Here is a 21,186-nt window from a genome sequence, read left to right on the forward strand (position 1 = left end):
TATCATGTCGTACGCAGTAGAGTTCATTAATGTCAGCCGCCTGTACGGAGACGTGCGGGCGGTGGATGACGTCACCATCAAGATCAACGATGGCGAGTTTTTCTCCATGCTGGGGCCGTCCGGCTCCGGCAAAACCACCTGTCTGCGGCTCATTGCTGGTTTTGAACAGCTGTCGTCAGGCTCGATCCGCATCTTCGGCCAGGAAGCGCGCGACCTGCCGCCCTGGCAGCGCGATGTGAATACCGTGTTCCAGGACTACGCGCTGTTCCCGCATATGTCGGTGCTGGAAAACGTGGCCTATGGGCTGATGGTCAAGGGCGTCGATAAAAAGACGCGGCTGGCGAAAGCGGCCCAGGCGCTTGACCAGGTGGCGCTTGGGTTTACGCACGCCCGTAAGCCGTCACAGCTCTCCGGCGGCCAGCGCCAGCGTGTCGCCATCGCCCGCGCGCTGGTCAATCAGCCGCGCGTGCTGCTGCTGGATGAACCGCTCGGTGCGCTGGATCTGAAGCTGCGCGAGCAGATGCAGGGCGAACTGAAAAAACTCCAGCGCGAGTTGGGCATCACCTTTATTTTCGTCACCCACGATCAGGGCGAAGCGCTGTCGATGTCTGACCGGGTGGCGGTGTTTAATAATGGCCGTATCGAGCAGGTGGATTCGCCGCGCGAACTGTATATGCGCCCGCGCACCCCGTTTGTCGCCGGTTTTGTCGGCACCTCTAACGTGCTGACCGCTGACCAGGCGCAGCGGCTATGGGGCGGTAGCGGGGCGTTTTCCCTGCGTCCGGAACATATCGTGCTGAATCAGCCGGGCGATGTTCAGGTACAGGGCACCGTGCAGGAGATCCAGTATCAGGGGGCGGCGACGCGTCTTGAACTGCGGCTCGACGACGGCGGTCGACTGCTGGTCAGCCAGGCAAACCTTTATGATGCCCAGCCTGACGGCGCGTTTCGTATCGGTCAGCCAGTGTTGGCCTCCTGGTCCCGTGACGCGATGATCCCATTGCACGCGGAGGGATGACATGGATATGACGCTCCCGCAACCCACCCAACAGCCCGGCCTGCTGCGTCGCGTTACCGCCTTCTTCTGGGCGCGCCCGACGCTGTGGCTGCTGTTATTGCTGCTGCCGCCGCTGATGTGGTTCGGCGTGGTCTATTTAGGATCGCTGCTGACCCTGCTGTGGCAAGGCTTCTACACCTTTGACGACTTCACCATGTCGGTGACGTCGGATTTGACCCTGGCTAACCTGCAAGCCCTGTTCCAGCCGGCGAACTACGACATCATCGTGCGTACCGTGACGATGGCGATTGTTGTGACCCTCGCCAGCGCGGTGGTGGCGTTCCCGATTGCCTATTACATGGCGCGCTATGTGCACGGCAAAATGAAAGCTTTCTTTTATATCGCCGTGATGCTGCCGATGTGGGCCAGCTATATCGTCAAGGCCTATGCCTGGACGCTGTTGCTGGCGAAGGACGGCGTGGCGCAGTGGTTCCTGCAACATATGGGATTAGACGGCGCGCTGGCGGCGTTTTTAACCCTGCCGCTGGTGGGCGGCAACACGCTGTCTACCTCCGGATTTGGGCGTTTCCTGGTGTTCGTCTATATCTGGCTGCCTTTTATGATCCTGCCGATTCAGGCGGCGCTGGAACGTTTGCCACCGTCGCTGCTGCAGGCCTCGGCGGATTTAGGGGCCACGCCGACCCAAACGTTTCGTTTCGTGATCTTACCCCTCGCCATCCCGGGCGTGGCGGCGGGCTCAATCTTCACCTTCTCTCTGACGCTGGGCGATTTTATCGTGCCGCAGCTGGTTGGCCCGCCGGGGTATTTCATCGGCAATATGGTCTATTCCCAGCAGGGGGCGATCGGCAATATGCCGATGGCGGCAGCGTTTACGCTGGTGCCGATCGTGTTAATTGCAATTTATCTGGCGATCGTGAAACGCCTGGGAGCCTTCGATGCACTCTGAACGCGCACCAATTTGGCTCAAAATCGCCGCCTGGGGCGCGATTGTGTTCCTCCACTGGCCGCTTTTCGTCATTGGCACCTATGCTTTTAATACCGAGGATGCGGCCTTTAGTTTTCCACCGCAGGGTTTCACCCTGAAGTGGTTTAGCGTGGCGGCGCAGCGCGGCGATATCCTGGACGCGGTGATGCTATCGGTGAAGATTGCCTCCCTCGCCACCGCGCTGGCGCTGGTACTTGGCACGCTTGCTGCAGCAGCGCTCTGGCGACGTGATTTCTTTGGTAAGAACGCCATCTCGCTGCTGTTGCTGCTGCCGATTGCGCTGCCGGGGATCATCACCGGTATCGCGCTGTTGACCGCCTTTAAAACGGTGGATCTGGAACCCGGTTTCCTGACCATCGTGGTGGGCCACGCCACGTTTTGCGTGGTGGTGGTGTTCAACAACGTGATCGCCCGGTTCCGGCGCACCTCGTACAGCCTGATTGAAGCATCCATGGATTTGGGCGCGGACGGCTGGCAGACCTTCCGCTATGTGATCATGCCGAATCTCGGTTCGGCGCTGCTGGCGGGCGGGATGCTGGCGTTTGCGCTGTCGTTTGACGAAATTATCGTCACCACTTTCACGGCGGGGCATGAACGCACGCTGCCGCTGTGGTTGCTCAACCAGCTCGGAAGACCGCGCGATGTGCCCGTCACCAACGTGGTGGCGCTTTGCGTGATGCTGGTCACCACCATCCCGATCCTCGGGGCCTGGTGGCTAACGCGCGATGGCGAAATGGTCGCCGGTAGCGGTAAATAAAATTCGATATCGATGAGGCAGGCTATGCAGAGTCAATTATTGATCAATGGACAACTGGTAGACGGCAACGGCGAGCGCCTGCCGGTTTACAACCCGGCGACGGGTGAAGTGCTGCTGGAAATCCCCGAAGCCACGGCGCAGCAGGTGAACGACGCCGTAGAAGCCGCCGACGCCGCGTTCGACCAGTGGGGGCAAACCTCGCCGAAAGAACGCGCCGAAGCGCTGCTGAAACTGGCGGACGTGATTGAGCAAAACGCTGAAACCTTCGCGAAACTCGAATCCCTTAACTGCGGCAAGCCATATCACTGCGTGCTGAATGACGAGATCCCGGCGGTGGTGGACGTGTTCCGCTTTTTCGCCGGGGCGGCACGCTGCCTGAACGGCCTGGCGGCGGGCGAATATCTGCCGGGTCACACCTCGATGATCCGCCGGGACCCGGTGGGGGTGGTGGCTTCTATCGCGCCGTGGAACTATCCGCTGATGATGGCGGCCTGGAAACTCGGCCCGGCGCTGGCGGCGGGCAACTGCGTGGTGATCAAACCGTCGGAAATCACGCCGCTCACCGCCTTTAAACTGGCGGAGCTGGCGAAAGATATCTTCCCGGCGGGCGTGTTAAACGTGCTGTTCGGCACCGGCAAAAACGTCGGAGACCCGTTAACCGGGCATGAAAAAGTGCGCATGGTGTCGTTGACCGGCTCTATCGCCACCGGCGCGCACATTGTGGGCCGCACCGCCAGCACCCTGAAGCGCACCCATATGGAACTGGGCGGTAAAGCACCGGTACTGGTGTTTGACGACGCGGATCTCGATGCGGTGGTTGAAGGCATTCGCACTTTCGGCTTTTACAACGCGGGGCAGGACTGTACCGCCGCCTGTCGCATTTACGCCCAGTCGGGCATTTACGCCAGACTGGTGGAAAAACTTGGCGACGCGGTGGGCAGCCTGAAGTACGGCGCGCCGGATGATGAAACCACCGAGCTCGGCCCGCTCAGCTCGCAGGCCCATCTGGAGCGCGTCACCCAGGCGGTGAATGACGCCAAAGCGCTGGGCCATATCAACGTGGTGACCGGCGGCGAGAAAGTCGATGGCCCCGGCTATTTCTTCAAGCCTACGGTACTGGCCGGGGCGAAGCAGGATGACGCCATTGTGCAGCGCGAAGTGTTCGGCCCGGTCATCAGCGTGACCGAATTTAGCGATGAAGCGCAAGCGCTGGCGTGGGCCAACGATTCCCAGTACGGGCTGGCGTCATCGGTCTGGACCCAGGACGTAGGCCGCGCCCATCGCTTAAGCGCCCGTTTGCAGTATGGCTGCACCTGGGTAAACACCCACTTTATGCTGGTCAGCGAAATGCCGCACGGCGGGCAGAAACTTTCTGGCTACGGGAAGGATATGTCGGTGTATGGCTTAGAGGATTACACCATAGTTCGCCACGTGATGATTAAGCACTAGTTTGCTCAAACCCGCCGGGATAACACCGTTTATCCCTGCGGGTTTATTCATTGCGCAGGCGTTATGCGGCGACGTTTTTAGCGGGTTGGAAAAGTTGATTACAATGCGGGCAGATGAGGGTTGAGCCTTTTTGTACGCGCGTGAAGCTGTGTTCAGAGTTTTTTTCGCACTTAGGGCACTGGCAGGTAACAAGATAATTGCGGGCTTTTTTAACGTTTTTCCGTTCGGTCATAGGTTCTTTCCTGTAGAAATGGCAGGCAACCTTACACGCTTTTTACTGCTGCGACAATTTTTAGTGAAAAGTGAATTAAGTGATTAGCTCTTGCTTAAAGGGGTGGAACATGCGTTAATGAATGGTCGGTCAATAGATTTCATTATTTTCGCGGTTTTTAAGTCATTCTCATCACTCATATCTTTCAGATATTTCCTTTTGAGTTTTTTCTTTTCTTACCTCATAAAGCTTGTGTAGAGCACGTCAGCCAAAAAAATCTGACGGTCAAAATAAATAAAATATTCTGGCACCGATCGAACAAAGCGTTACCGGATGGACTATCCTGATTTATCAGGCTTAAAACTGAAAAACAGCCGTTACGGTAACTGTTAATTTTTACCTGGCATTGCTTCTCCTGCCGTCATACTCAAAAAAACAAGTAGACGAAGAACAGGGAGCGCAGTGGCTGGTCACTGTCAGCGCTGCGGCGCTGTGAGGAATTTCTTATTATGTTACATATTCATTTCCGCTGCCCTTGCTGTCATGGTTCTCAGTATCGCACTTCGCATTTTGACGTCTCGGAGCAAAACCCATTTGGCGCAAAATGTATTTTTTGCAAATCTGCCATGGTGACGTTAGATAACGTGGCATTTCGGGTGCAGCCTGCACAAATTTCTGGCAACCTGCATAAATAAATAGCTGATGTCGTCAGAGCTGATTAAATGCCAAAGCCTCGCAATTGCGAGGCTTTTTTATGGGCTAAAAAGTTAGCGTACCGCTATTCAGCCACCGTAAAATTGACATTTAGCTGGATAATTTTCTCTCGCGCTTCCGGTGAGATCCCCGCATCGGTGACAATATCCGTTAGCGAGTTTAGGTTGGCGACGTTAAATAAAGACCACGCGCCATATTTAGAGCTGTCGGCTAATAATACCCGGCGGGTGGCATTGGCAATTAAATCGCGTTTCAGCGCGGCTTTCTCTTCGGTGGGCGAGGTGATGCCTTTTTCGATATCCCAGCCGTTACAGCTGACAAAGGCGATATCCGGCCAGACTTTATGCAGGAAATGGCGGCCATGCTCGCCGATGCAGGACTGGCTGCTGTCGTCGATGCGCCCGCCGATAATGGTCACTTCAATCTGCTTAAATTCGGATAGAAACAACGCGATATGCAAATCGCTGGTGATCACCCGCAGCGGCAGATGAGTCAGGTAGCGTGCCAGTTCAATCATGGTGGTCCCGGCGTCCAGCACCACCGAATCACCGGCTTTAACGAAGCTGGCGGCCTGCTCGGCAATCGCCTGTTTTTCGGCCAGATGCTGTTGGGATTTTTCCAGCGTGGTGGGCTGGGTGGGAATAAAACGATTCAGGGTCACACCGCCGTGGGTCCGGCTGATTACCCCTTCCTGATCGAGCTTTATCAGATCGCGGCGGATCGTAGCGGGCGACGCCTCGGTCGCCGCTACCAGTTGATCAACCGTGACAAGATTATGGCCCTTAAGATAGTCCATAATCTTTTCCAGACGGTTATATCCCTTCATCTTATTCCCGGGTTATTTGCATGGCGAGTTGGATAGAAACCGCCATGCTCTCAGACTTGGCTTTACCTGTCCAGGCAATATCAAATGCTGTGCCGTGATCGGCGGAAGTCCGGATAAACGGCAGCCCCGCCGTAATATTTACCCCGTCATAGAAGCCCAGTAATTTAAGCGGAATGTGGCCCTGATCGTGATACATCGCCACCACCATGTCATACATGCCTTCATGGCACTGCATAAATACCGTGTCCGGCGGGCAAGGGCCGGTGACGTTAAATCCTTCCGCTTTCATAGCTTCAACCGCCGGGCCGACGATTTTGATCTCTTCATCACCAAACAGGCCGTTTTCTCCGGCGTGTGGGTTTACCCCCGCCACTGCAATACGCGGATTCTCATAGCCGACGCGCTTGAGGAAATCATCCGCCACGCTAATCACCGTTTTAATCCGGTCCTGGTTTAGCGTATCGAGGAACTTGCGCAGCGCAATATGGGTAGTGATGTGGATCACCTTGAGCTTATCGGTGTACAGCACCATGGCGTAATCCTGCGTATTCGTCAGTTTCGCCAGCAGTTCGGTATGCCCCGGATAATGATGCCCGCCCAGATGCAGCGCTTCTTTATTCAGCGGCGCGGTGGCGATGGCTTTTACGTCGCCGGACATCGCCAGATCGGTCGCGCGCTTAATGCAGCGATACGCCAGGTCGCCCGCCTGGGCCTGAACCACGCCCGGCTGTAACGCCTGCGGGTTATCGAGGGGTTCGTCGATCACGTTGAGCACGCCAGGCGCAAACTGCGCGTCTGCCACGCTGTCGATAACCCGTAGCTGGATCGCCGGGACGATGCCCAACGCCAGGATACGCTCAAAGGTTTTGGCGCAGCCGACCACGACTACCGGCGCGCCTGCCAGCTCACCTTCAGCCAGGGATTTGATGATAATTTCCGGGCCAATCCCTGCCGGGTCACCCATGGTTACAGCAATGATATTAGACACTCGCGTTCTCCTCGATAAAATGCAAAACCCTAAGCAGGGTGGTTTCATCGCCGAAACCGCCCGCTTTGGTCATTACCGGCTTATGCCAGCCGCAACCCAGAAAGTTGCCGTAGGGCACGCACTGCGCCACACGGCCTGTGATTCGAAACCCGCTGGCGCCCAGCGCGCGCGACACCGCGATAGCCACGTCGCCTCCCGACAGATACAGCGCATCGGGTTCGCTCTGGTTAATCACCTCGCGGGTCAGTTCGCCTAAAAAGGCGCTGATCTTTTCCCCCAGTTCGCTGCGGGAAATCTGCCATTTCTCGCACAGCGCGGTGATTTGATGGCGAGCGGCGTGATCCGGGCAGGTGTGCACCAGGCAATGCCGGCCGCCGTTCAGCGCCTCGCTGATGGCCATGCGATAGTTTTGCGCGTCGCCGGTGAACACATCGTCAATGTTGATAAACACCTGGCTGACCTCGGGGTGCTGATGCAGATGGTGAATTTGCTTTTGCGCCATTTCACTCATCGACCCCACCACCGCCAGCACGCGTTTGCGGCGAACCGGCGCGAGATGGCGCGCCAGGGCATCGCACAACCCGGCGGAACCCACCAACAGCGGCGGCGTCGAGAGTTGGCGCGCGGCGTCGATAACGGCGTCCAGATCGTCATCGGTTTCGCTGTCGATCATTACCATCAGCGGCGTCGGGTACCCGGCGATAAGCGCCGGTAAATCCCCGGCGCGCAGCGTGGTAAGGTCGACATATAAAGCCGCCATCCCGCTCTGTGACTGGAACACTTCCCGCACATCAGCGCTCAGCACCGGCGTTTTCGGGTCGCTGGCAAATTCGGTATCCGTTAACCGCTGGCCGTGCACCAGACACTCTCCGTTACGCGTGAGCCTGCCCGCCGCAGGGAAGGCCGGGGCGACAAGCGCCACCGTTGCGCCCGTTGCCATCATCATGGCCTCGGTTTCCGCACCGGGATTGCCCCTGAGCGTGGAATCAATCTTTTTAATCATCCACGCAGGCGTTTGCTGTTTAAGCGCAGAATGTATTAATGATGAAATTCGCTCACGCGCGGCGTTTTGCGGCAGCGCCCGACTGTCGCTGTTAAGCACCAGCGCCGTGGCGCGTCCATCGCGTTGATAGCTTGATTGCAGCATCACATCGACGGTAATCCCACCCTGCGCCAGGCTGACGCCCGCGTCATTCGCACCGGTAAAGTCATCTGCCATGACGAGAATGCGGCCTGGTAAACCTTGTCCGTTCATAACTGCTCCGGGATCTGTCGTCGTTGGTTTATGATTATATTCAATCACAGTTGATTATATGTGAGCAAGATCAATTTATTCACCATGGGTTTAAATTATAAAATTAGGCATGCAATCACCAATGAGTTATGAAGTGGTGATTGAAATTAATCACCAGACCAACAAGACAGGAGAGGGTTGTGGTTACTATTAATAGTACGTTGATTAGCGGTGCCGGGGCGATCCCCGCGATTGCGCCAGTTTTAGCAGGCAAGCAGAGCGTGTTGCTGGTGTCAGACAGCAACATCATTAAACTTGATGCGACGCGCCAGATCGTTGCGCTGATCGACGCCGAAGGCCGCCGTATCCATGTAATTGACAGCGTACCGCCGGAACCCAGCCAGCATGACGTCAATAAACTGTTGGGCGAGCTGCCCGATCGGGATATCGATCTGGTGGTGGGTATCGGCGGTGGCAGCGTGCTGGACGTGGCGAAACTGCTTTCCGTACTGTGCGACAGCCGCTCTCCTGGCCTCGACGCGCTGCTGGCCGGTGAGAAACCGACCCATCGCGTTGCTTCTTTATTGATCCCCGCTACCGCAGGCACCGGTTCAGAAGCTACGCCGAACGCGATTCTGGCTATTCCTGAGCAAAATACCAAAGTCGGCATTATCTCGCCGGTGCTGCTGCCGGACTATGTGGCGCTGCTGCCCGAACTGACTACCAGCATGCCCGCGCATATCGCGTCCTCCACGGGTATCGACGCGCTGTGCCATTTGATTGAGTGCTTTACCTCGACCATTGCCAACCCGGTCAGCGATAACGTGGCGCTTACCGGCCTGTATAAACTGCTGCGCAATATCGACGTGGCGGTGAACGAGCCGACCAACCTTAACGCGCGTCTCGAAATGCTCTGGGCCTCTTATTACGGCGGCGCGGCGATTACCCACGCGGGCACGCATCTGGTACACGCGCTCTCTTATCCGCTGGGCGGTAAATACCATCTGCCGCACGGCGTGGCGAATGCCATCCTGCTGGCACCCTGCATGCGCGTGGTGCGCCCCCATGCGGTAGAAAAATTCGCCCGGGTGTGGGATTTGATCCCGGATGCCGATCAGAGCCTGAGCGACGAGGAAAAATCCCACGCGCTGGTGGCGTACCTGGCGGCACTGGTGCAGCGTCTTAACCTGCCGGACAACCTCGAATCCCTGGGCGTACCGCGTGATGACATCCCGTCCTTAAGCGATGCGGCGTTGAACGTCAAACGCCTGATGAATAACGCGCCCTGCGTGGTCAGCCACGACGACGTGCAAAAAATCTATCAAACCCTTTTTCCACAAAATTAATCTTCATGGAGCGAGTCATGAGTAACGATATCAAAGGGGTACTGACGGCGATCGTCACGCCGTTCGACGCGGATGGGGCGCTTAACCTCAACGCGTTGAAGCGTCAGATCAACCGCCAGCTCGACGCCGGTAACGGCATCTTCTGCGGCGGTACCAACGGTGAATTTTTTGTGCTTAACGAGCAGGAAAAAATCGCCGTGACCGAAACCTGCGTGGCGGAAGTGGCGGGGCGGGCTAACGTAGTGGCGCATATCGGCGAGATCTCCACCCGCGAAACCATTCGCCTCGGCAAGCAGATTGAAAAACTGGGCGTGGATGCCGTATCGGTGATCACCCCGTATTTCGTCCCGCTGAAGCAGGACGAGCTAATTGCGCACTACACGGCGATTGCCGATGCGCTCAGCGTGCCGATTTTTCTCTACAACATTCCGGCGCGCACCGGCAACACCCTGGAGCCGCAAACCGTGCGCCAGCTGGCGGCGCATCCGAACATCATCGGCATCAAAGACAGCGCGGGCAGTTACGAAAGCCTGAGCGGTTTCCTGAATGCGGTGAAAGAGTTCGACAACTTCGACGTGCTCAACGGCCCGGATTCGTTAATCCACCAGGGCTTTGTTGACGGCTGCTCCGCCTGCATCTCCGGGCTGGCGAACGTTGCGCCGAAACAGATCAACGCTATCTGGTCGCGCTTCAATGCTGGCGATATCGCAGGCTCCTTCCTGGCACAGGAGAGCGTCACCGGTTTGCGCACCGATTTGTATAAAGTCGCGTTCTCCCCGGCGGCAGTGAAAAAAGCGCTGCAAATACTCGGGCATGACGTCGGCGAAAGCCGCTACGCGGTGCACTTTACTGAACAACAACAGCAGCAGATCCGCCAGATTGTGACGCAATACCTCCAGTAACGCGCATCCTGGTCATCAATAAGAAAACTGGGTACGTTATGTGCCCGGGATTTGTACGCCCTAAAGAGAGGCCTGTATGAACCATTTTTCCGCTGAAGATACCCTGATAATTGTCGGAATAGTCATTGCCTATATTCTTTTTACCTCCTGGCTTACGTTCCGTTTACGCAGTAAAAATAGCGGCGATTTTATGGAAGGCTCCCGTGCGATGCCTGCCTTTGTCGTCGGTATCCTGTTGATGTCTGAATTTATCGGCGCGAAATCGACCATCGGCACCGCCCAGGCGGCGTTTGAAGACGGTTTCGCTGCCTCCTGGTCAGTAATTGGTGCGGCCATCGGTTTCCCGCTGTTTGGCTGGATCCTGGTGAAGCGCATTTATAACACCGGCAAAATCACCATCTCCGGCGCGATTGCCGAGAAGTACGGCACCAGCACCAAAAACATTATTTCCATCATCATGATTTACGCGCTGTTGCTGGTGAACGTGGGTAACTACGTGAGCGGCGCGGCAGCAATTTCCACGGTGCTGAAAGTGAACCTGCCGGTGGCGGCCTTTATTACCGCCGTTGTCAGTACCTTCTATTTCGCGTTTGGCGGGCTGAAGGGCATGGCGCTGGTGACCATGCTGCACAGCGCCCTGAAATACTTCGGCGTACTGGTGATTTTAGGCTTCGCGCTGTCACAGACCGGCGGTTTTACCCCGATGATTGAGCAGATGCCCGCTTATTACTGGACGTGGGACGGTAATATTGGCGCGACAACGATTCTCGCGTGGCTGATCGGCACTATTGGTTCCATCTTCTGTACCCAGTTTGTGATTCAGGCAATCTCATCCACCAAAGACGTGAAATCCGCTAAACGCGCCACCTGGGTTGCCTTTTTCTTCTGTATGCCTATCGCGCTGGCGATTGCCGCCATCGGCGTAGCCGCGAAGTACCTGCACCCGGAAATCAATAGCCTGTATGCGCTGCCGGTATTCCTCCAGGATATGAGTCCGTGGCTGGCCGGATTGGTGACAACGTCACTTGTTGCCTCTATTTTTGTCAGCGTCAGTACCGTTGCCCTGGCGATTGCCTCGCTAATTGTTAAAGACTTCTACGTGCCGTACCGCAAGCCGACCCCGGAGCAGGAGTTTAAAGCCACCCGCTGGTTGTCGCTGCTGATTGGCTTCCTGCCGCTGATTTTCGTGCTGCTGGTGCCGGAAGTCCTGAAACTGTCGTTCTTCACCCGTGCTATCCGCCTGTCGATTTCGGTTGTTGCCGTAATTGCCTTCTACGCGCCGTTCTTTAAGAGCGCCCGGGGCGCGAATGCGGGTCTGATTGGTGCCTGCGTGATGACCTCCGTCTGGTATCTGATGGGCGACCCGTTTGGTATCAACAATATGTATATCGCGCTGGTGACCCCTGCGGTGATTATGCTGCTGGACCGCCTGATCCCGAACAAAGCCGATAACGCAAAAATGACCACTTCTGTAGAAAATAATGGAGCCTGACATGACCGTAACCGTAACCCGTGATGGCGTAGTACGCCCCCTGGAACAGGATAGTGGTGTTGTCACTGCGATGTTGCCGTCCGAATGCCCACAAAACCATGCCGCCAACGTACTGCCGTTGCCGGATGGTAGCCTGATGTGCGTGTGGTTCGGCGGTACACAGGAAGGGATTGCCGATATTTCGGTCTGGAGCTCGCGTTTAGCGCCGGGCAGCCAGACATGGAGCGAGGCGGTAAAGCTTTCTGACGATCCGACCCGTTCCGAGCAGAACCCGGTGCTGTTCCTGGCCCCGGACAACGTGCTGTGGCTGATGTGGACCGCGCAGGTTTCCGGTAATCAGGATACCGCTATTGTGCGCTATCGCCAGTCGAGTGACCTGGGCAAAACCTGGGGCGATATCGCCACGCTGCTGGATAAACCCGGCACCTTTATCCGCCAGCCGGTCACGGTGCTGGAAAACGGCAACTGGCTGCTGCCGGTGTTCTACTGCCGCACCCAGCCGGGGGAGAAGTGGGTCGGCAATGATGACATCAGCGCGGTGAAGATTTCGTCCGACCAGGGCAAAACCTGGCGTGATGTGGCGGTGCCCAATAGCCTGGGCTGCGTGCATATGAACATCACGCCGCTGAAGGACGGTACGCTGGTGGCGCTGTTCCGCAGCCGGTGGGCAGATAATATCTACTACAGCCAGTCGGTAGATAACGGCGAAAGCTGGTCGGTGCCGGAACCCACGCCACTGCCGAACAACAACTCGTCCATACAGGTGACGACTCTGGAAAGCGGCGAGCTGGCGCTGGTGTTCAACCACATGAGCGCCGCCGGAGCCTCCGAGCGCCGCGCCTCGCTGTACGATGAAATTGACGACGGCGACGGACGCAAGGAGCCGGAAGTGAAAGAAGGGCGCTCGGCGTTCTGGGGCGCGCCGCGTGCGCCGATGACGGTGGCGATCTCTGCCGATGGCGGTAAAACCTGGCCGTGGCAGCGTCATCTGGATGAGGGCGACGGCTATTGCATGACCAACAACTCCCAGGAAAAACTCAACCGCGAGTTTTCCTACCCGAGCATCAAGCAGGGCGCGGAGGGGGATCTGCATATCGCTTATACCTACTTCCGCCAGGCGATCAAATACGTTCGCGTTTCGCCTGAGTGGGTGAAAGGACGCCGCGTATGATTATCGGCAATCTTAACGCCCTGCCGCTGGCAGGGCTGCCCGCCGCGCTGCGGGCAATCCTTACCGACCCGGCCTGTAGCCTCGCGGCACTGCAGGCGCGTGAGGACGGGCGCTGGCAGCCGGAGGGCGCAGCGTGGTTCTGCAATATCGGCCCGGCAGCGACCCAGCCGCGCGAGCTGCGCCACACCGAATATCACCATCAGTGGGCGGATATTCAGGTGATCCTTGAGGGGGAAGAGAAGATGTACGCCGGAATGGTCAGCACAGCCCAGCCGGACGACGAGCAGCGTAAACCGGATCTGTTTATCACGTCTCAGGCTCCCGGCAGCGTAGCGATGACGCTAAATCCCGGTGATTTCGCGGTATTTATGCCGGGGGAACCGCATCAGGCGCTGTGTGCGGTGAATGCGCCGTCGGTGGTGAGAAAAGCGGTATTCAAGATCCCGAAAGCCTTACTGGAGGGTTGATATGCCGCACGCCATCGTAACAGGAGCCAGCTCGGGGATTGGCGAAGCCATTACCGGGCTTTTACTGGAGCAGGGCTGGACCGTCACCGGGCTGAGCCGCCGGATCGTGACGCGGGGCAACCCGCGTTTTAAGAGCGTCAGCGTGGATTTGATGAATGCTGAGGCACTGCGGGAAACGCTGAAGCGACTGGACGCGCCGCAGGCGATTATCCACGCGTCGGGAATGATGGCCGCCGCGCCACTCGGGGCGCTGGACAGCGAAACGAGCCAGCGGCTGTGGACATTGCACGTTCATGCGGCGGAAATACTGATTAACCACTTTGCGCCGCGCATGGACGCGGGCGGGCGGATTATCGTCATCGGCAGCCGCACCTCGCGCGGCGCGGCCAACCGATCGCAGTACGTGGCGACCAAAGCGGCGCTGGTGGGGATGGTGCGCTCCTGGGCGATGGAGCTCGCGCCGCGCGGCATTACCGCCAACGTGGTTGCGCCCGGCGCGACGGAAACGCCGATGCTGACACAACCGGGGCGTGAAGCGTCAACGCCTGTGATGCCGCCGATTGGCAGGCTGATTAAACCGCAAGAAGTGGCGGCGCTGGTGGGGTTTTTGTTGCAGCCGGAGGCGGGGGCGATAACCGGGCAGGAGATGGTGATGTGTGGGGGGGCTTCGTTATAGGGGGGATTGTTCCGTTCTGTGGAGTTGTTCCGGTCGGTGGAAATGTTCCGTTCGGGGGTGTTGTTCCGTTCAGTGGTGTTGTTCCGTTCGCATTGGCTTTCGAGTCAGTCTTTGGCGCCAGTGTACGCGAACGGGTCGGGGGCGCTCAGCCGCCGCGCCCCCGACACCCCCGGCTCCCCCACGCGAAATCGCCGCTGCGCGGTCCCCTCGGCTTATCGCGTCCGGCTCCGGGTCGGGCGCGATGCTACATCCTGTAGCTCGCACCCTCTGGCGGCATCCATGCCGCCAGCCCCGGCCTCCCGCGAACGCCTCGGCGATTTCGATGGGGAGTGAAAACCCCCGCGATACGTTCAGGTTTTTAATGAAACCAATATGTCGCTGACAGTTTTTAAATAAAACTCACAGCGACAAAAGCATCTCAGTAAAAAATAAAAATCTCAAAGTTGGGGTAGTTGAGTCCGGCATCAAAATCGCCGAGGCGGAATTGACGAGCCAGGTCAGCCAGCATGGATGCTGGCTGAGGTCGTGAGCTACAGGATGTAGCATCACGACCGACCTGAAGCGAGGAGATGGAGCCGAGGGAACCGCGTAGCGGCGATTTTGCTGGCCGGGAGCGGGGATTGCAAAGGGGGATGCGGAATCCCCCTTTGCCCGTTCGCGTGCTACGGAGTCACGTTGAGCCACGAACGCCTGGCGAACGGAACAACGCCACCGAACGGAACAACTCACCCGAACGGAACCATCCCCCCGACCGGAACACCCCCCCAAACTAAGACTCCAACCCCTCCAACAACCCCGTTGTCCCCATCCACTCCGGGATCCTCTCCGGCAACAGCGGCCGGGAAAAATAAAATCCCTGTACCTCATCGCAGCCAAACGCCTTCAGTATCCGCGCCGTCGCGATATCTTCCACCCCCTCCGCCAGCACCTGATAATCCAGCTCTTTCAGCATCACGATAACGTTGCGCACAATCACCAGGCTGGCCTCGTCCGTGGTGATCTGGCTGATTAATGAGCGGTCCAGCTTGATAATATCGATGGGGATCCGCCGCAGATAATTAATATTGCTGTACCCCGCGCCGAAGTCGTCGAGCAAAATTAAAAATCCCTTCGCCTTGAGTAGATCCAGCTCCATCAGCGCCACGTCGCTTTCCAGCACTTTATCGGTTTCCAGACATTCGATGCGGAAATCCTCGCAGGCCAGCCCGGCTTTGTGCACCTGTCGCTCCAGATCGCTGGCGAAGCCGGGAACGGAGAAATCGCTCACCGTGACGTTAATCGAGATCGGCAGATAAACGCCGCTTTTACGCCAGAGTAAAGTCTGGCGGATGGTTTCCCGAATCACCCACTGGGTGATATCCCTCATCAGCGTGGTTCTTTCCACCAGCGCGACGATGGTGGAAGGGGGAATGTTGCCGCGCGTCGGGTGGTCCCAGCGCAGTAGCGCTTCCGCACCGATGGTTTCTCCAGTGTGCAACGAAATTTTCGGCTGATACACCAGATAGAGCTGATTAGGCGCTTTGATCGCTTCGCCGATGTCGTACAGCAGCTTAAAGTCGTCGTTGCGTTTGCGATCCAGCACCGGGTCGAAGGCTTTCACCGGCACACCCTGACGAATGGCCTCATGCAGCGCGCTGATAACGTGGCGGAACACCTCCTGCCCATTGGTCTGGGAGGGGCAAAACAGCGCGTAGCCAGTGTGGGTTTGCAGTTGCAGCTCAATATCGCCGGTAATGCTCGCCAGCGTAGGCGGCATGCGCTCGGCTTTCTCCACAATCGCGCTGGCCTGATTGGCCTTGACCAGCACCGCGAAGCGCCCGGTAGCGAAGGAATAGAGCGGGATGGTCCTGCTCAGATCGAGCCGCAGCCGCAACAGCGCGCCAAAGTTGCGCAGCATGGTTTCTACGGCGGCAACCCCCAAATAGCGCGACAGCTCATACAGCCTGGGGATCTCAATGCAGTCGAATATCAGCAACGTATGCAGCTCGGTAGTTTTCGACTGCACAATTCTTTCCAGCTCATTGAGTAAATTCTGCCGGTTGGGCAGGCCGGTTAACGTATCGATCTGCCCGACCGAATACCAGGCCTCCAGATATGCGCTGGCCAGGGAGGCGATATGCAGGAACTGGTCGATCTTTTCCTGGGAAGGTTTTACCGGGTACTGTTCGGTGACGCAGAGCGTACCCAGTACAAAGTCATCACGGGTTTTGAGCGGCGAGGCAGCGTAGAATATTGCCGCGCCGCTCTGCACCAGCGGATGGTGATGAAAGCGGTTATCCTGACGGGCATCGGGGCAAATAATCGATTCGCAGGCGTAAACCGAGTGTTGGCACATCGACTGCTCCACCGGAATTTTCTCGGGCAGAGTGATGTTTTGGGCGTATTTGATGTACTGAAACTTAGGATCAAAAATCGTCACAAAGCAGCCAGAAACGCCCATCACCGTACTCGCCAGACGCGCGAATTCGCCTAAAATCCGATCGCGTGGCGTATCATCCCGGCGCAGCAGATCCAGCGCCGCGAGCTTTTTGGTTTCGTCTTGATTAAGTCCTGAAAACATAATGCGCTCCTGCACCCTGAGTCTTTAATGATAAGAAATTCTGGAACATTCGCCGGATTTGGTGCGTGAATTTGTGGCCTGGACACGACGGGTGGGGTAAAGGCATTTGCGCAATCTGGCAATGGACATGCGGATAAATTAGTTTGGTCCGTCAGCCCCGCTCTTTAAGGTGATGTTTCCGCTCACTATTGAGGAACATCCCATGAGTACGTCGGTAAACGCTTTCGGTCACGAGCTTTCATTATTAGACATTCACCCGGTAGCGGGAAATATTGGCGCTGAAGTCAGGGGCGTGCGTTTATCCCCGGATCTGGATGATGCGCTGTTCGCCCAAATTGAAGCGGCGTTAATCAAATATAAGGTGCTGTTCTTTCGCCAGCAGCAGCATTTGACGGATGAAACCCATCAGGCATTCGGCGCGCGATTCGGCAAAATCGTGCCTCATCCCACCGTACCTGCGCCGGGTAACAGCAAACTGTTTGAACTGGATGCCTCAAAAGGCGGCGGGCGCGCCGACTCGTGGCATACCGATGTGACGTTTGTTGACGCCTTCCCGAAAATCTCAATCCTGCGCGGGGTGACCATACCGGCGTACGGCGGCGATACGGTATGGGCCAATACCGCAGCGGCCTATGAACAGTTGCCGGAAGCGCTCAAGCGCTTTGCCGAGTCGCTGCGCGCGGTGCACAGCAACGACTACGATTACGGCGCGGAGCGCACGGTGACTGAAGCCCACCGGCTGGAGCATCACCAAAAGGTGTTTGTCTCCTCGGTCTGGGAAGCAGAGCATCCGCTGGTGCATGTCCATCCGGTCTCGGGCGAACGGGCGCTACTGCTGGGGCATTTCTTTAAGCGGCTGGTGGGCTTCAGCAGTAAAGAATCGGCGAAGATTTTCGAACTGCTGCAAAATCGCATCACCCGGCTGGAAAACACCGTGCGCTGGCAGTGGCAGCAGGACGATGTGGCGATCTGGGATAACCGTACCACCCAGCATTACGCGGTAAATGACTATGGCAATCAGCCGCGGCTGGTGCGTCGCGTTACGGTGGAAGGAGAGCGCGCGGTGGCGGTGGATGGCTCGCACAGCCGGACGCTGGTAAGCCCGGTGGAACAGGCGCAGAAAGTGGCCTGAGAATGCACACCGGGAACAAATCCCGGTGTTTTCGCTTATCTTTCGCTATGCGTAACGTACTCTTTTAGCATTGAAATCGCGTACACCACCGCCTGCTGAAGCACTGAAACGCTGTCGCCCTCAAAGCGTTTTACCGCGGTTTTAATATTCTCCGCATGTCCCCAGGCAAACCATACCGTTCCGGCGGGCGTCCCGTCGGGGCCGCCGTCCGGCCCGGCGTAGCCGCTGATCGCCACACCGATATCTTCCCCCGATCGCGCAATGGCACCGGCCACCATCTCTTCCACCGTCTGCTGGCTCACGGCGGTGTAGCGGGCAAGGGTTTCTGGCCTGACGTTCACCAGGTTGCTTTTCGCATCGTCATTGAAGGTGATAAAACCGCAGCTATAAAAATCCGGGGTATTTTCCGCCGCACACAGCGCCACGGCCAGTTGCCCGCCGGTACAGGACTCTGCCGTGGTCAGGCGCAGTTTTTTGGCAATAAATAGTTTTCCCAGCTCGTCAGCTTGTTGAATTAATTGTTCCTGATCCATAGTAGACACTCTGTTTTATTGATAAGGGATGATGGATATCTGGCCATTCTTTTCAAGAATAGCAAACTTAATATCTTTGATATCGATAATGCCCTGATTACAACGGGCCGCCACCATCACATCATCAACGCTGATATCGGTCATTTTCAGTTTTTTCTGATTGGGGATACCGTCGGCGACTAAAATAACCGGGACGCCGTCGATCATATTATCGACGCCGGGTACGTATTTTTTCAGAATGCCAAAAATAATATCGGCGCAGATGAGGGTAATAATGGTTAGCGATGCGCCAACCACCGAAAAATCGTTGCCTAATAACGCCTGCTGGGTGGCTTCACTGATAATCAAAATTAAAATCAGATCGAAATTGGTCATTTGCAGCAGAGTGCGGCGACCGGCGATTTTAAACACGATCAGCAGCACAATATAAACGCTGACCGCTCTCAGTACCGTTTCCATACCAGGCGCCTCGTTAGGGGAGAATAAACTGACTGAAGGTCAGCGTCTTGTCGCCGGACCGCAGGGTATATTGATGGTCGCCAACCTGACGAGGCGTTACGCCCAGCCAGACGGCAAGCGGGCCGGGCGTCGCGCTGGCGCGATAGTGTAAAACCAGCTCGCCGTTGTGGCTGGTCATCCGTTCTGCTGCCGGGTAGAGCGATTTGATTTCGTTGGCTTCCATCAGATCGCCGCTGAGCACCAGCGTAACGTTTTCTCCCGTCGCCGCCGTTTCGATTTTAATATTCATATCGCTGTCAATACGGCCCACTTTTTCATATTCCACGCTTAACGCGTGGGACGGATCGCTGACGCGTTTAGAACTTAATACCCCATCAGAAAATAACCCCAGCAGCCCCAGGCAAACAATGATAACCAGCGCCACGCCGCCATACTTTTGCATGATATATTCAAAGGCCAGCCATTTACTGCTCTCTTTGACCGGGATGTTATTTTGCACCGAGGCGGGTTTTGACATAATTCAACCTGTTCATTTTTAACAGAATGAGCGATTCCCGATAGGATTTAACGCAACGCTTAATAAGTGTAGGAGAGTTTGACGGGTATTCCATAACTCATCAGTAGCAGTAAAGCGCAGCGGTAATAATGCAAAGAATAATCCTGAAATTCATCAATATAGTATTTTCGCGCCGTCAACTTAACGGGAGTATGCCAGGCTTAGGTATCACATAAAAATGACGGGAGAGCATGATGAAAGCGATTCACGGTATTCTTTTCCTGGCGTTAGTGGGTTTTGGCGCACAGGCCCAGCAGGGCGATGTGCTGAAGCAGGACAAAGCGCCGCCGCCCGCGCATGACCAAACCGACGGCTATCGCGGTATGGAAGATGCCCGTTCGATGACGATAAAGCAGGCGATGGCGATGCACGACGGAGCGTCCGTTTCGCTGCGCGGTAATCTGATCGAACAGTCGGATAATCACCGCTATGTATTACGCGATCGTACCGGGGAAGTGGAAGTGGTGATCCCGCCGGAAGTGGCGAAAGATCGCCAGGCCAGCCCGGATGAGCTGGTGGGCATCAGCGGTACGCTGGAGAAAAAAGGCAAAACGGCGCACATTGTGGCGCACCGCTTTCAAAAACAATAATCCGTAAAGGCCTGCTGTCAGCGGGCCGCTTACGCTGAACCACGTTGCACCAACGACCAGGGAAGCATTTCATACACCGGCGTCATTGCCGGATTATCGATCCGCTCCAGCAGTAACTGCACGCTACGCACGCCCAACTGATGAATCGGCTGGGCGATGGTCGTCAGCGGTGGGGTGGTGATCTCGCCAAACGGAATGCCGTCAAACCCGACAATCGCTAATTGTTCCGGCACCTTCAGCCCGCGCTGATGAGCGCAGGCCAGCGCGCCGCCCGCCAGCGAATCGGAAATAGCAAACACCGCGTCGGGTTTATCCGGCAGCGCCAGCAGTTGCTCCATCGCCTGAAACCCGGCCTGATACTCCAGACTCTCGGTGTACACCACCTGCTGCCAGCGGCCTTCACAGGCTTCGCGATAGCCCGCTTCGCGCTGGGAGGCGTACAGATAGCGCACGTCGCCGTTGATCATGGCGATGCGCTGATAACCTTGCTCCACCAGATAATCCACCGCCGCTTTGGCGGCCAGGCCATTATCAATGGTCACCGATGAAGCGTTATATCCCGGATCGCCTTCGCCGCACTGCACCCACGGCGAGTCGCCGATTAGGGTAGTCAGCCCTGGCAAACAGCTGATGGCGTCCATAGTGATCACGCCATCCACCACTTTGCCGCTCAGCAAACGCAGGTAGGCCGATTCACGATTTAGGCGCGATTCAGAATTACACAACAGGATGTGATAGCCGTTTTTCTCGGCTTCTTCTTCGATGCCGCGCACCACGCCCGCGCAGAAGGGGTTCAGGATGCTCGACACCAGCACCAGCAGCATATTGCTGCGCGAAGTGCGCAGCTGGCGCGCCAGCAGGTTGGGCTGATAGTCGCAGGTGGCGATGGCGGCCAGTACCTTTTCGCGGGTAAGGGGCTTCACGCCGGGATTGCCGTTCAGCACCCGGGAAACGGTGGCAGTTGAAACGCCGGCGACTCGCGCCACTTTATCGATCGACATGCTTATCCTTGAACTGTGAAGCGCCTTGCAGAATTGCGTCAATCATACCAAAAAGCCGTTCCCCGGATTGGAGAAGCTTTCTGAAATCGATTACATTTTACCTCAGTATAACATGTAAT

The 21,186-nt window shown here is 56.8% G+C and carries 22 protein-coding genes; 13 read left to right on the forward strand and 9 right to left on the reverse strand.

From position 1 onward, the window contains the following. Positions 1-4: 4 nt before the first annotated feature. Genes FND52_RS04265 through patD form a run of 4 tightly spaced genes read left to right on the forward strand, consistent with a single transcriptional unit; the run spans position 5 to position 4,209 of the window. Positions 5-1,018 carry an ABC transporter ATP-binding protein gene (locus FND52_RS04265; RefSeq protein WP_125294481.1) on the forward strand — a complete coding sequence of 338 codons (1,014 nt, stop codon included), beginning with the start codon at positions 5-7 and terminating at the stop codon, positions 1,016-1,018. A 7-nt stretch (positions 1,019-1,025) separates the two neighbouring features. Continuing rightward, positions 1,026-1,964, forward strand: coding sequence for an ABC transporter permease (locus FND52_RS04270; protein ID WP_376749893.1), 939 nt, complete (start codon positions 1,026-1,028; stop codon positions 1,962-1,964). Then, positions 1,954-2,760: an ABC transporter permease gene (locus FND52_RS04275; RefSeq protein WP_144129547.1), complete on the forward strand. Its 807-nt coding sequence runs from the start codon at positions 1,954-1,956 to the stop codon at positions 2,758-2,760. Before FND52_RS04270 ends, FND52_RS04275 begins: the two co-directional genes overlap by 11 nt. A gap of 24 nt (positions 2,761-2,784) precedes the next feature. Continuing rightward, on the forward strand, positions 2,785-4,209 hold the full coding sequence (gene patD, locus FND52_RS04280) for an aminobutyraldehyde dehydrogenase (RefSeq protein ID WP_125294484.1): 1,425 nt from the start codon (positions 2,785-2,787) through the stop codon (positions 4,207-4,209). A gap of 61 nt (positions 4,210-4,270) precedes the next feature. Here patD and FND52_RS21905 read toward each other — a convergent pair whose 3' ends face one another. Continuing rightward, the gene (locus tag FND52_RS21905) at positions 4,271-4,441 is read right to left on the reverse strand and encodes a YnfU family zinc-binding protein (protein ID WP_220265733.1); all 171 of its coding nucleotides are present in this window, start codon (positions 4,439-4,441) and stop codon (positions 4,271-4,273) included. Positions 4,442-4,926: 485 nt separating this feature from the next. Here FND52_RS21905 and ymcF point away from each other — a divergent pair, with 485 nt between their 5' ends. Continuing rightward, a complete protein-coding gene (ymcF, locus tag FND52_RS21910) occupies positions 4,927-5,115 on the forward strand; it encodes a cold shock small protein YmcF (protein WP_125294494.1) in 189 nt (62 codons plus the stop codon). Positions 5,116-5,198: 83 nt separating this feature from the next. Here ymcF and FND52_RS04290 read toward each other — a convergent pair whose 3' ends face one another. Genes FND52_RS04290 through dtnK form a run of 3 tightly spaced genes read right to left on the reverse strand, consistent with a single transcriptional unit; the run spans position 5,199 to position 8,203 of the window. After that, positions 5,199-5,960 carry a DeoR/GlpR family DNA-binding transcription regulator gene (locus tag FND52_RS04290; protein WP_144129549.1) on the reverse strand — a complete coding sequence of 254 codons (762 nt, stop codon included), beginning with the start codon at positions 5,958-5,960 and terminating at the stop codon, positions 5,199-5,201. Between the two features lies 1 nt (position 5,961). After that, positions 5,962-6,948, reverse strand: coding sequence for a D-threonate 4-phosphate dehydrogenase (locus FND52_RS04295; RefSeq protein WP_144129551.1), 987 nt, complete (start codon positions 6,946-6,948; stop codon positions 5,962-5,964). After that, entirely contained in the window at positions 6,941-8,203 is a 1,263-nt protein-coding gene (gene dtnK / locus FND52_RS04300; RefSeq protein WP_144129553.1) for a D-threonate kinase, read from the reverse strand. The genes FND52_RS04295 and dtnK overlap by 8 nt, the downstream gene beginning before the upstream one ends. Before the next feature lie 179 nt (positions 8,204-8,382). Here dtnK and FND52_RS04305 point away from each other — a divergent pair, with 179 nt between their 5' ends. The 6 genes from FND52_RS04305 to FND52_RS04330 all read left to right on the forward strand — a co-directional run bounded on the left by FND52_RS04305 (position 8,383) and on the right by FND52_RS04330 (position 14,236). Further along, entirely contained in the window at positions 8,383-9,528 is a 1,146-nt protein-coding gene (locus FND52_RS04305; RefSeq protein WP_144129554.1) for an iron-containing alcohol dehydrogenase, read from the forward strand. A gap of 17 nt (positions 9,529-9,545) precedes the next feature. After that, complete coding sequence (locus tag FND52_RS04310; RefSeq protein ID WP_144129556.1) at positions 9,546-10,430, forward strand: dihydrodipicolinate synthase family protein; 885 nt, start codon at positions 9,546-9,548, stop codon at positions 10,428-10,430. Between the two features lie 76 nt (positions 10,431-10,506). Then, entirely contained in the window at positions 10,507-11,922 is a 1,416-nt protein-coding gene (locus tag FND52_RS04315; RefSeq protein WP_144129557.1) for a sodium:solute symporter family protein, read from the forward strand. Between the two features lies 1 nt (position 11,923). Next, the gene (locus tag FND52_RS04320; protein ID WP_144129559.1) at positions 11,924-13,093 is read left to right on the forward strand and encodes a sialidase family protein; all 1,170 of its coding nucleotides are present in this window, start codon (positions 11,924-11,926) and stop codon (positions 13,091-13,093) included. After that, positions 13,090-13,560 carry a NanQ anomerase/TabA/YiaL family protein gene (locus FND52_RS04325; protein WP_144129561.1) on the forward strand — a complete coding sequence of 157 codons (471 nt, stop codon included), beginning with the start codon at positions 13,090-13,092 and terminating at the stop codon, positions 13,558-13,560. The genes FND52_RS04320 and FND52_RS04325 overlap by 4 nt, the downstream gene beginning before the upstream one ends. A 1-nt stretch (position 13,561) precedes the next feature. Beyond that, a complete protein-coding gene (locus FND52_RS04330) occupies positions 13,562-14,236 on the forward strand; it encodes an SDR family NAD(P)-dependent oxidoreductase (RefSeq protein ID WP_144129563.1) in 675 nt (224 codons plus the stop codon). 769 nt (positions 14,237-15,005) lie between these two features. Here FND52_RS04330 and FND52_RS04340 read toward each other — a convergent pair. Next, on the reverse strand, positions 15,006-16,796 hold the full coding sequence (locus FND52_RS04340) for a sensor domain-containing phosphodiesterase (RefSeq protein ID WP_144129565.1): 1,791 nt from the start codon (positions 16,794-16,796) through the stop codon (positions 15,006-15,008). A 202-nt stretch (positions 16,797-16,998) separates the two neighbouring features. Here FND52_RS04340 and FND52_RS04345 point away from each other — a divergent pair, with 202 nt between their 5' ends. Continuing rightward, complete coding sequence (locus tag FND52_RS04345; protein WP_144129566.1) at positions 16,999-17,928, forward strand: TauD/TfdA dioxygenase family protein; 930 nt, start codon at positions 16,999-17,001, stop codon at positions 17,926-17,928. Positions 17,929-17,963: 35 nt separating this feature from the next. On the opposite strand, the gene FND52_RS04350 is transcribed toward FND52_RS04345, so the two are convergent. Genes FND52_RS04350 through FND52_RS04360 form a run of 3 tightly spaced genes read right to left on the reverse strand, consistent with a single transcriptional unit; the run spans position 17,964 to position 19,437 of the window. Further along, the gene (locus FND52_RS04350; protein WP_125295179.1) at positions 17,964-18,461 is read right to left on the reverse strand and encodes a 2-oxo-tetronate isomerase; all 498 of its coding nucleotides are present in this window, start codon (positions 18,459-18,461) and stop codon (positions 17,964-17,966) included. Positions 18,462-18,476: 15 nt separating this feature from the next. Continuing rightward, positions 18,477-18,920 (reverse strand): DUF421 domain-containing protein, encoded by a 444-nt coding sequence (locus FND52_RS04355; protein WP_125295180.1) that lies wholly within the window; start codon positions 18,918-18,920, stop codon positions 18,477-18,479. Between the two features lie 13 nt (positions 18,921-18,933). Further along, on the reverse strand, positions 18,934-19,437 hold the full coding sequence (locus FND52_RS04360; RefSeq protein WP_144129569.1) for a hypothetical protein: 504 nt from the start codon (positions 19,435-19,437) through the stop codon (positions 18,934-18,936). Between the two features lie 233 nt (positions 19,438-19,670). Here FND52_RS04360 and FND52_RS04365 point away from each other — a divergent pair, with 233 nt between their 5' ends. Further along, positions 19,671-20,066: a NirD/YgiW/YdeI family stress tolerance protein gene (locus tag FND52_RS04365; RefSeq protein ID WP_244290538.1), complete on the forward strand. Its 396-nt coding sequence runs from the start codon at positions 19,671-19,673 to the stop codon at positions 20,064-20,066. A 29-nt stretch (positions 20,067-20,095) separates the two neighbouring features. Here FND52_RS04365 and FND52_RS04370 read toward each other — a convergent pair whose 3' ends face one another. Then, positions 20,096-21,067 carry a LacI family DNA-binding transcriptional regulator gene (locus FND52_RS04370; protein ID WP_144129571.1) on the reverse strand — a complete coding sequence of 324 codons (972 nt, stop codon included), beginning with the start codon at positions 21,065-21,067 and terminating at the stop codon, positions 20,096-20,098. Positions 21,068-21,186 lie beyond the last annotated feature (119 nt).

The sequence above is a fragment of the Atlantibacter subterraneus genome (assembly GCF_007570865.1).
Classification (GTDB): Bacteria; Pseudomonadota; Gammaproteobacteria; order Enterobacterales; family Enterobacteriaceae; genus Atlantibacter; species Atlantibacter subterraneus.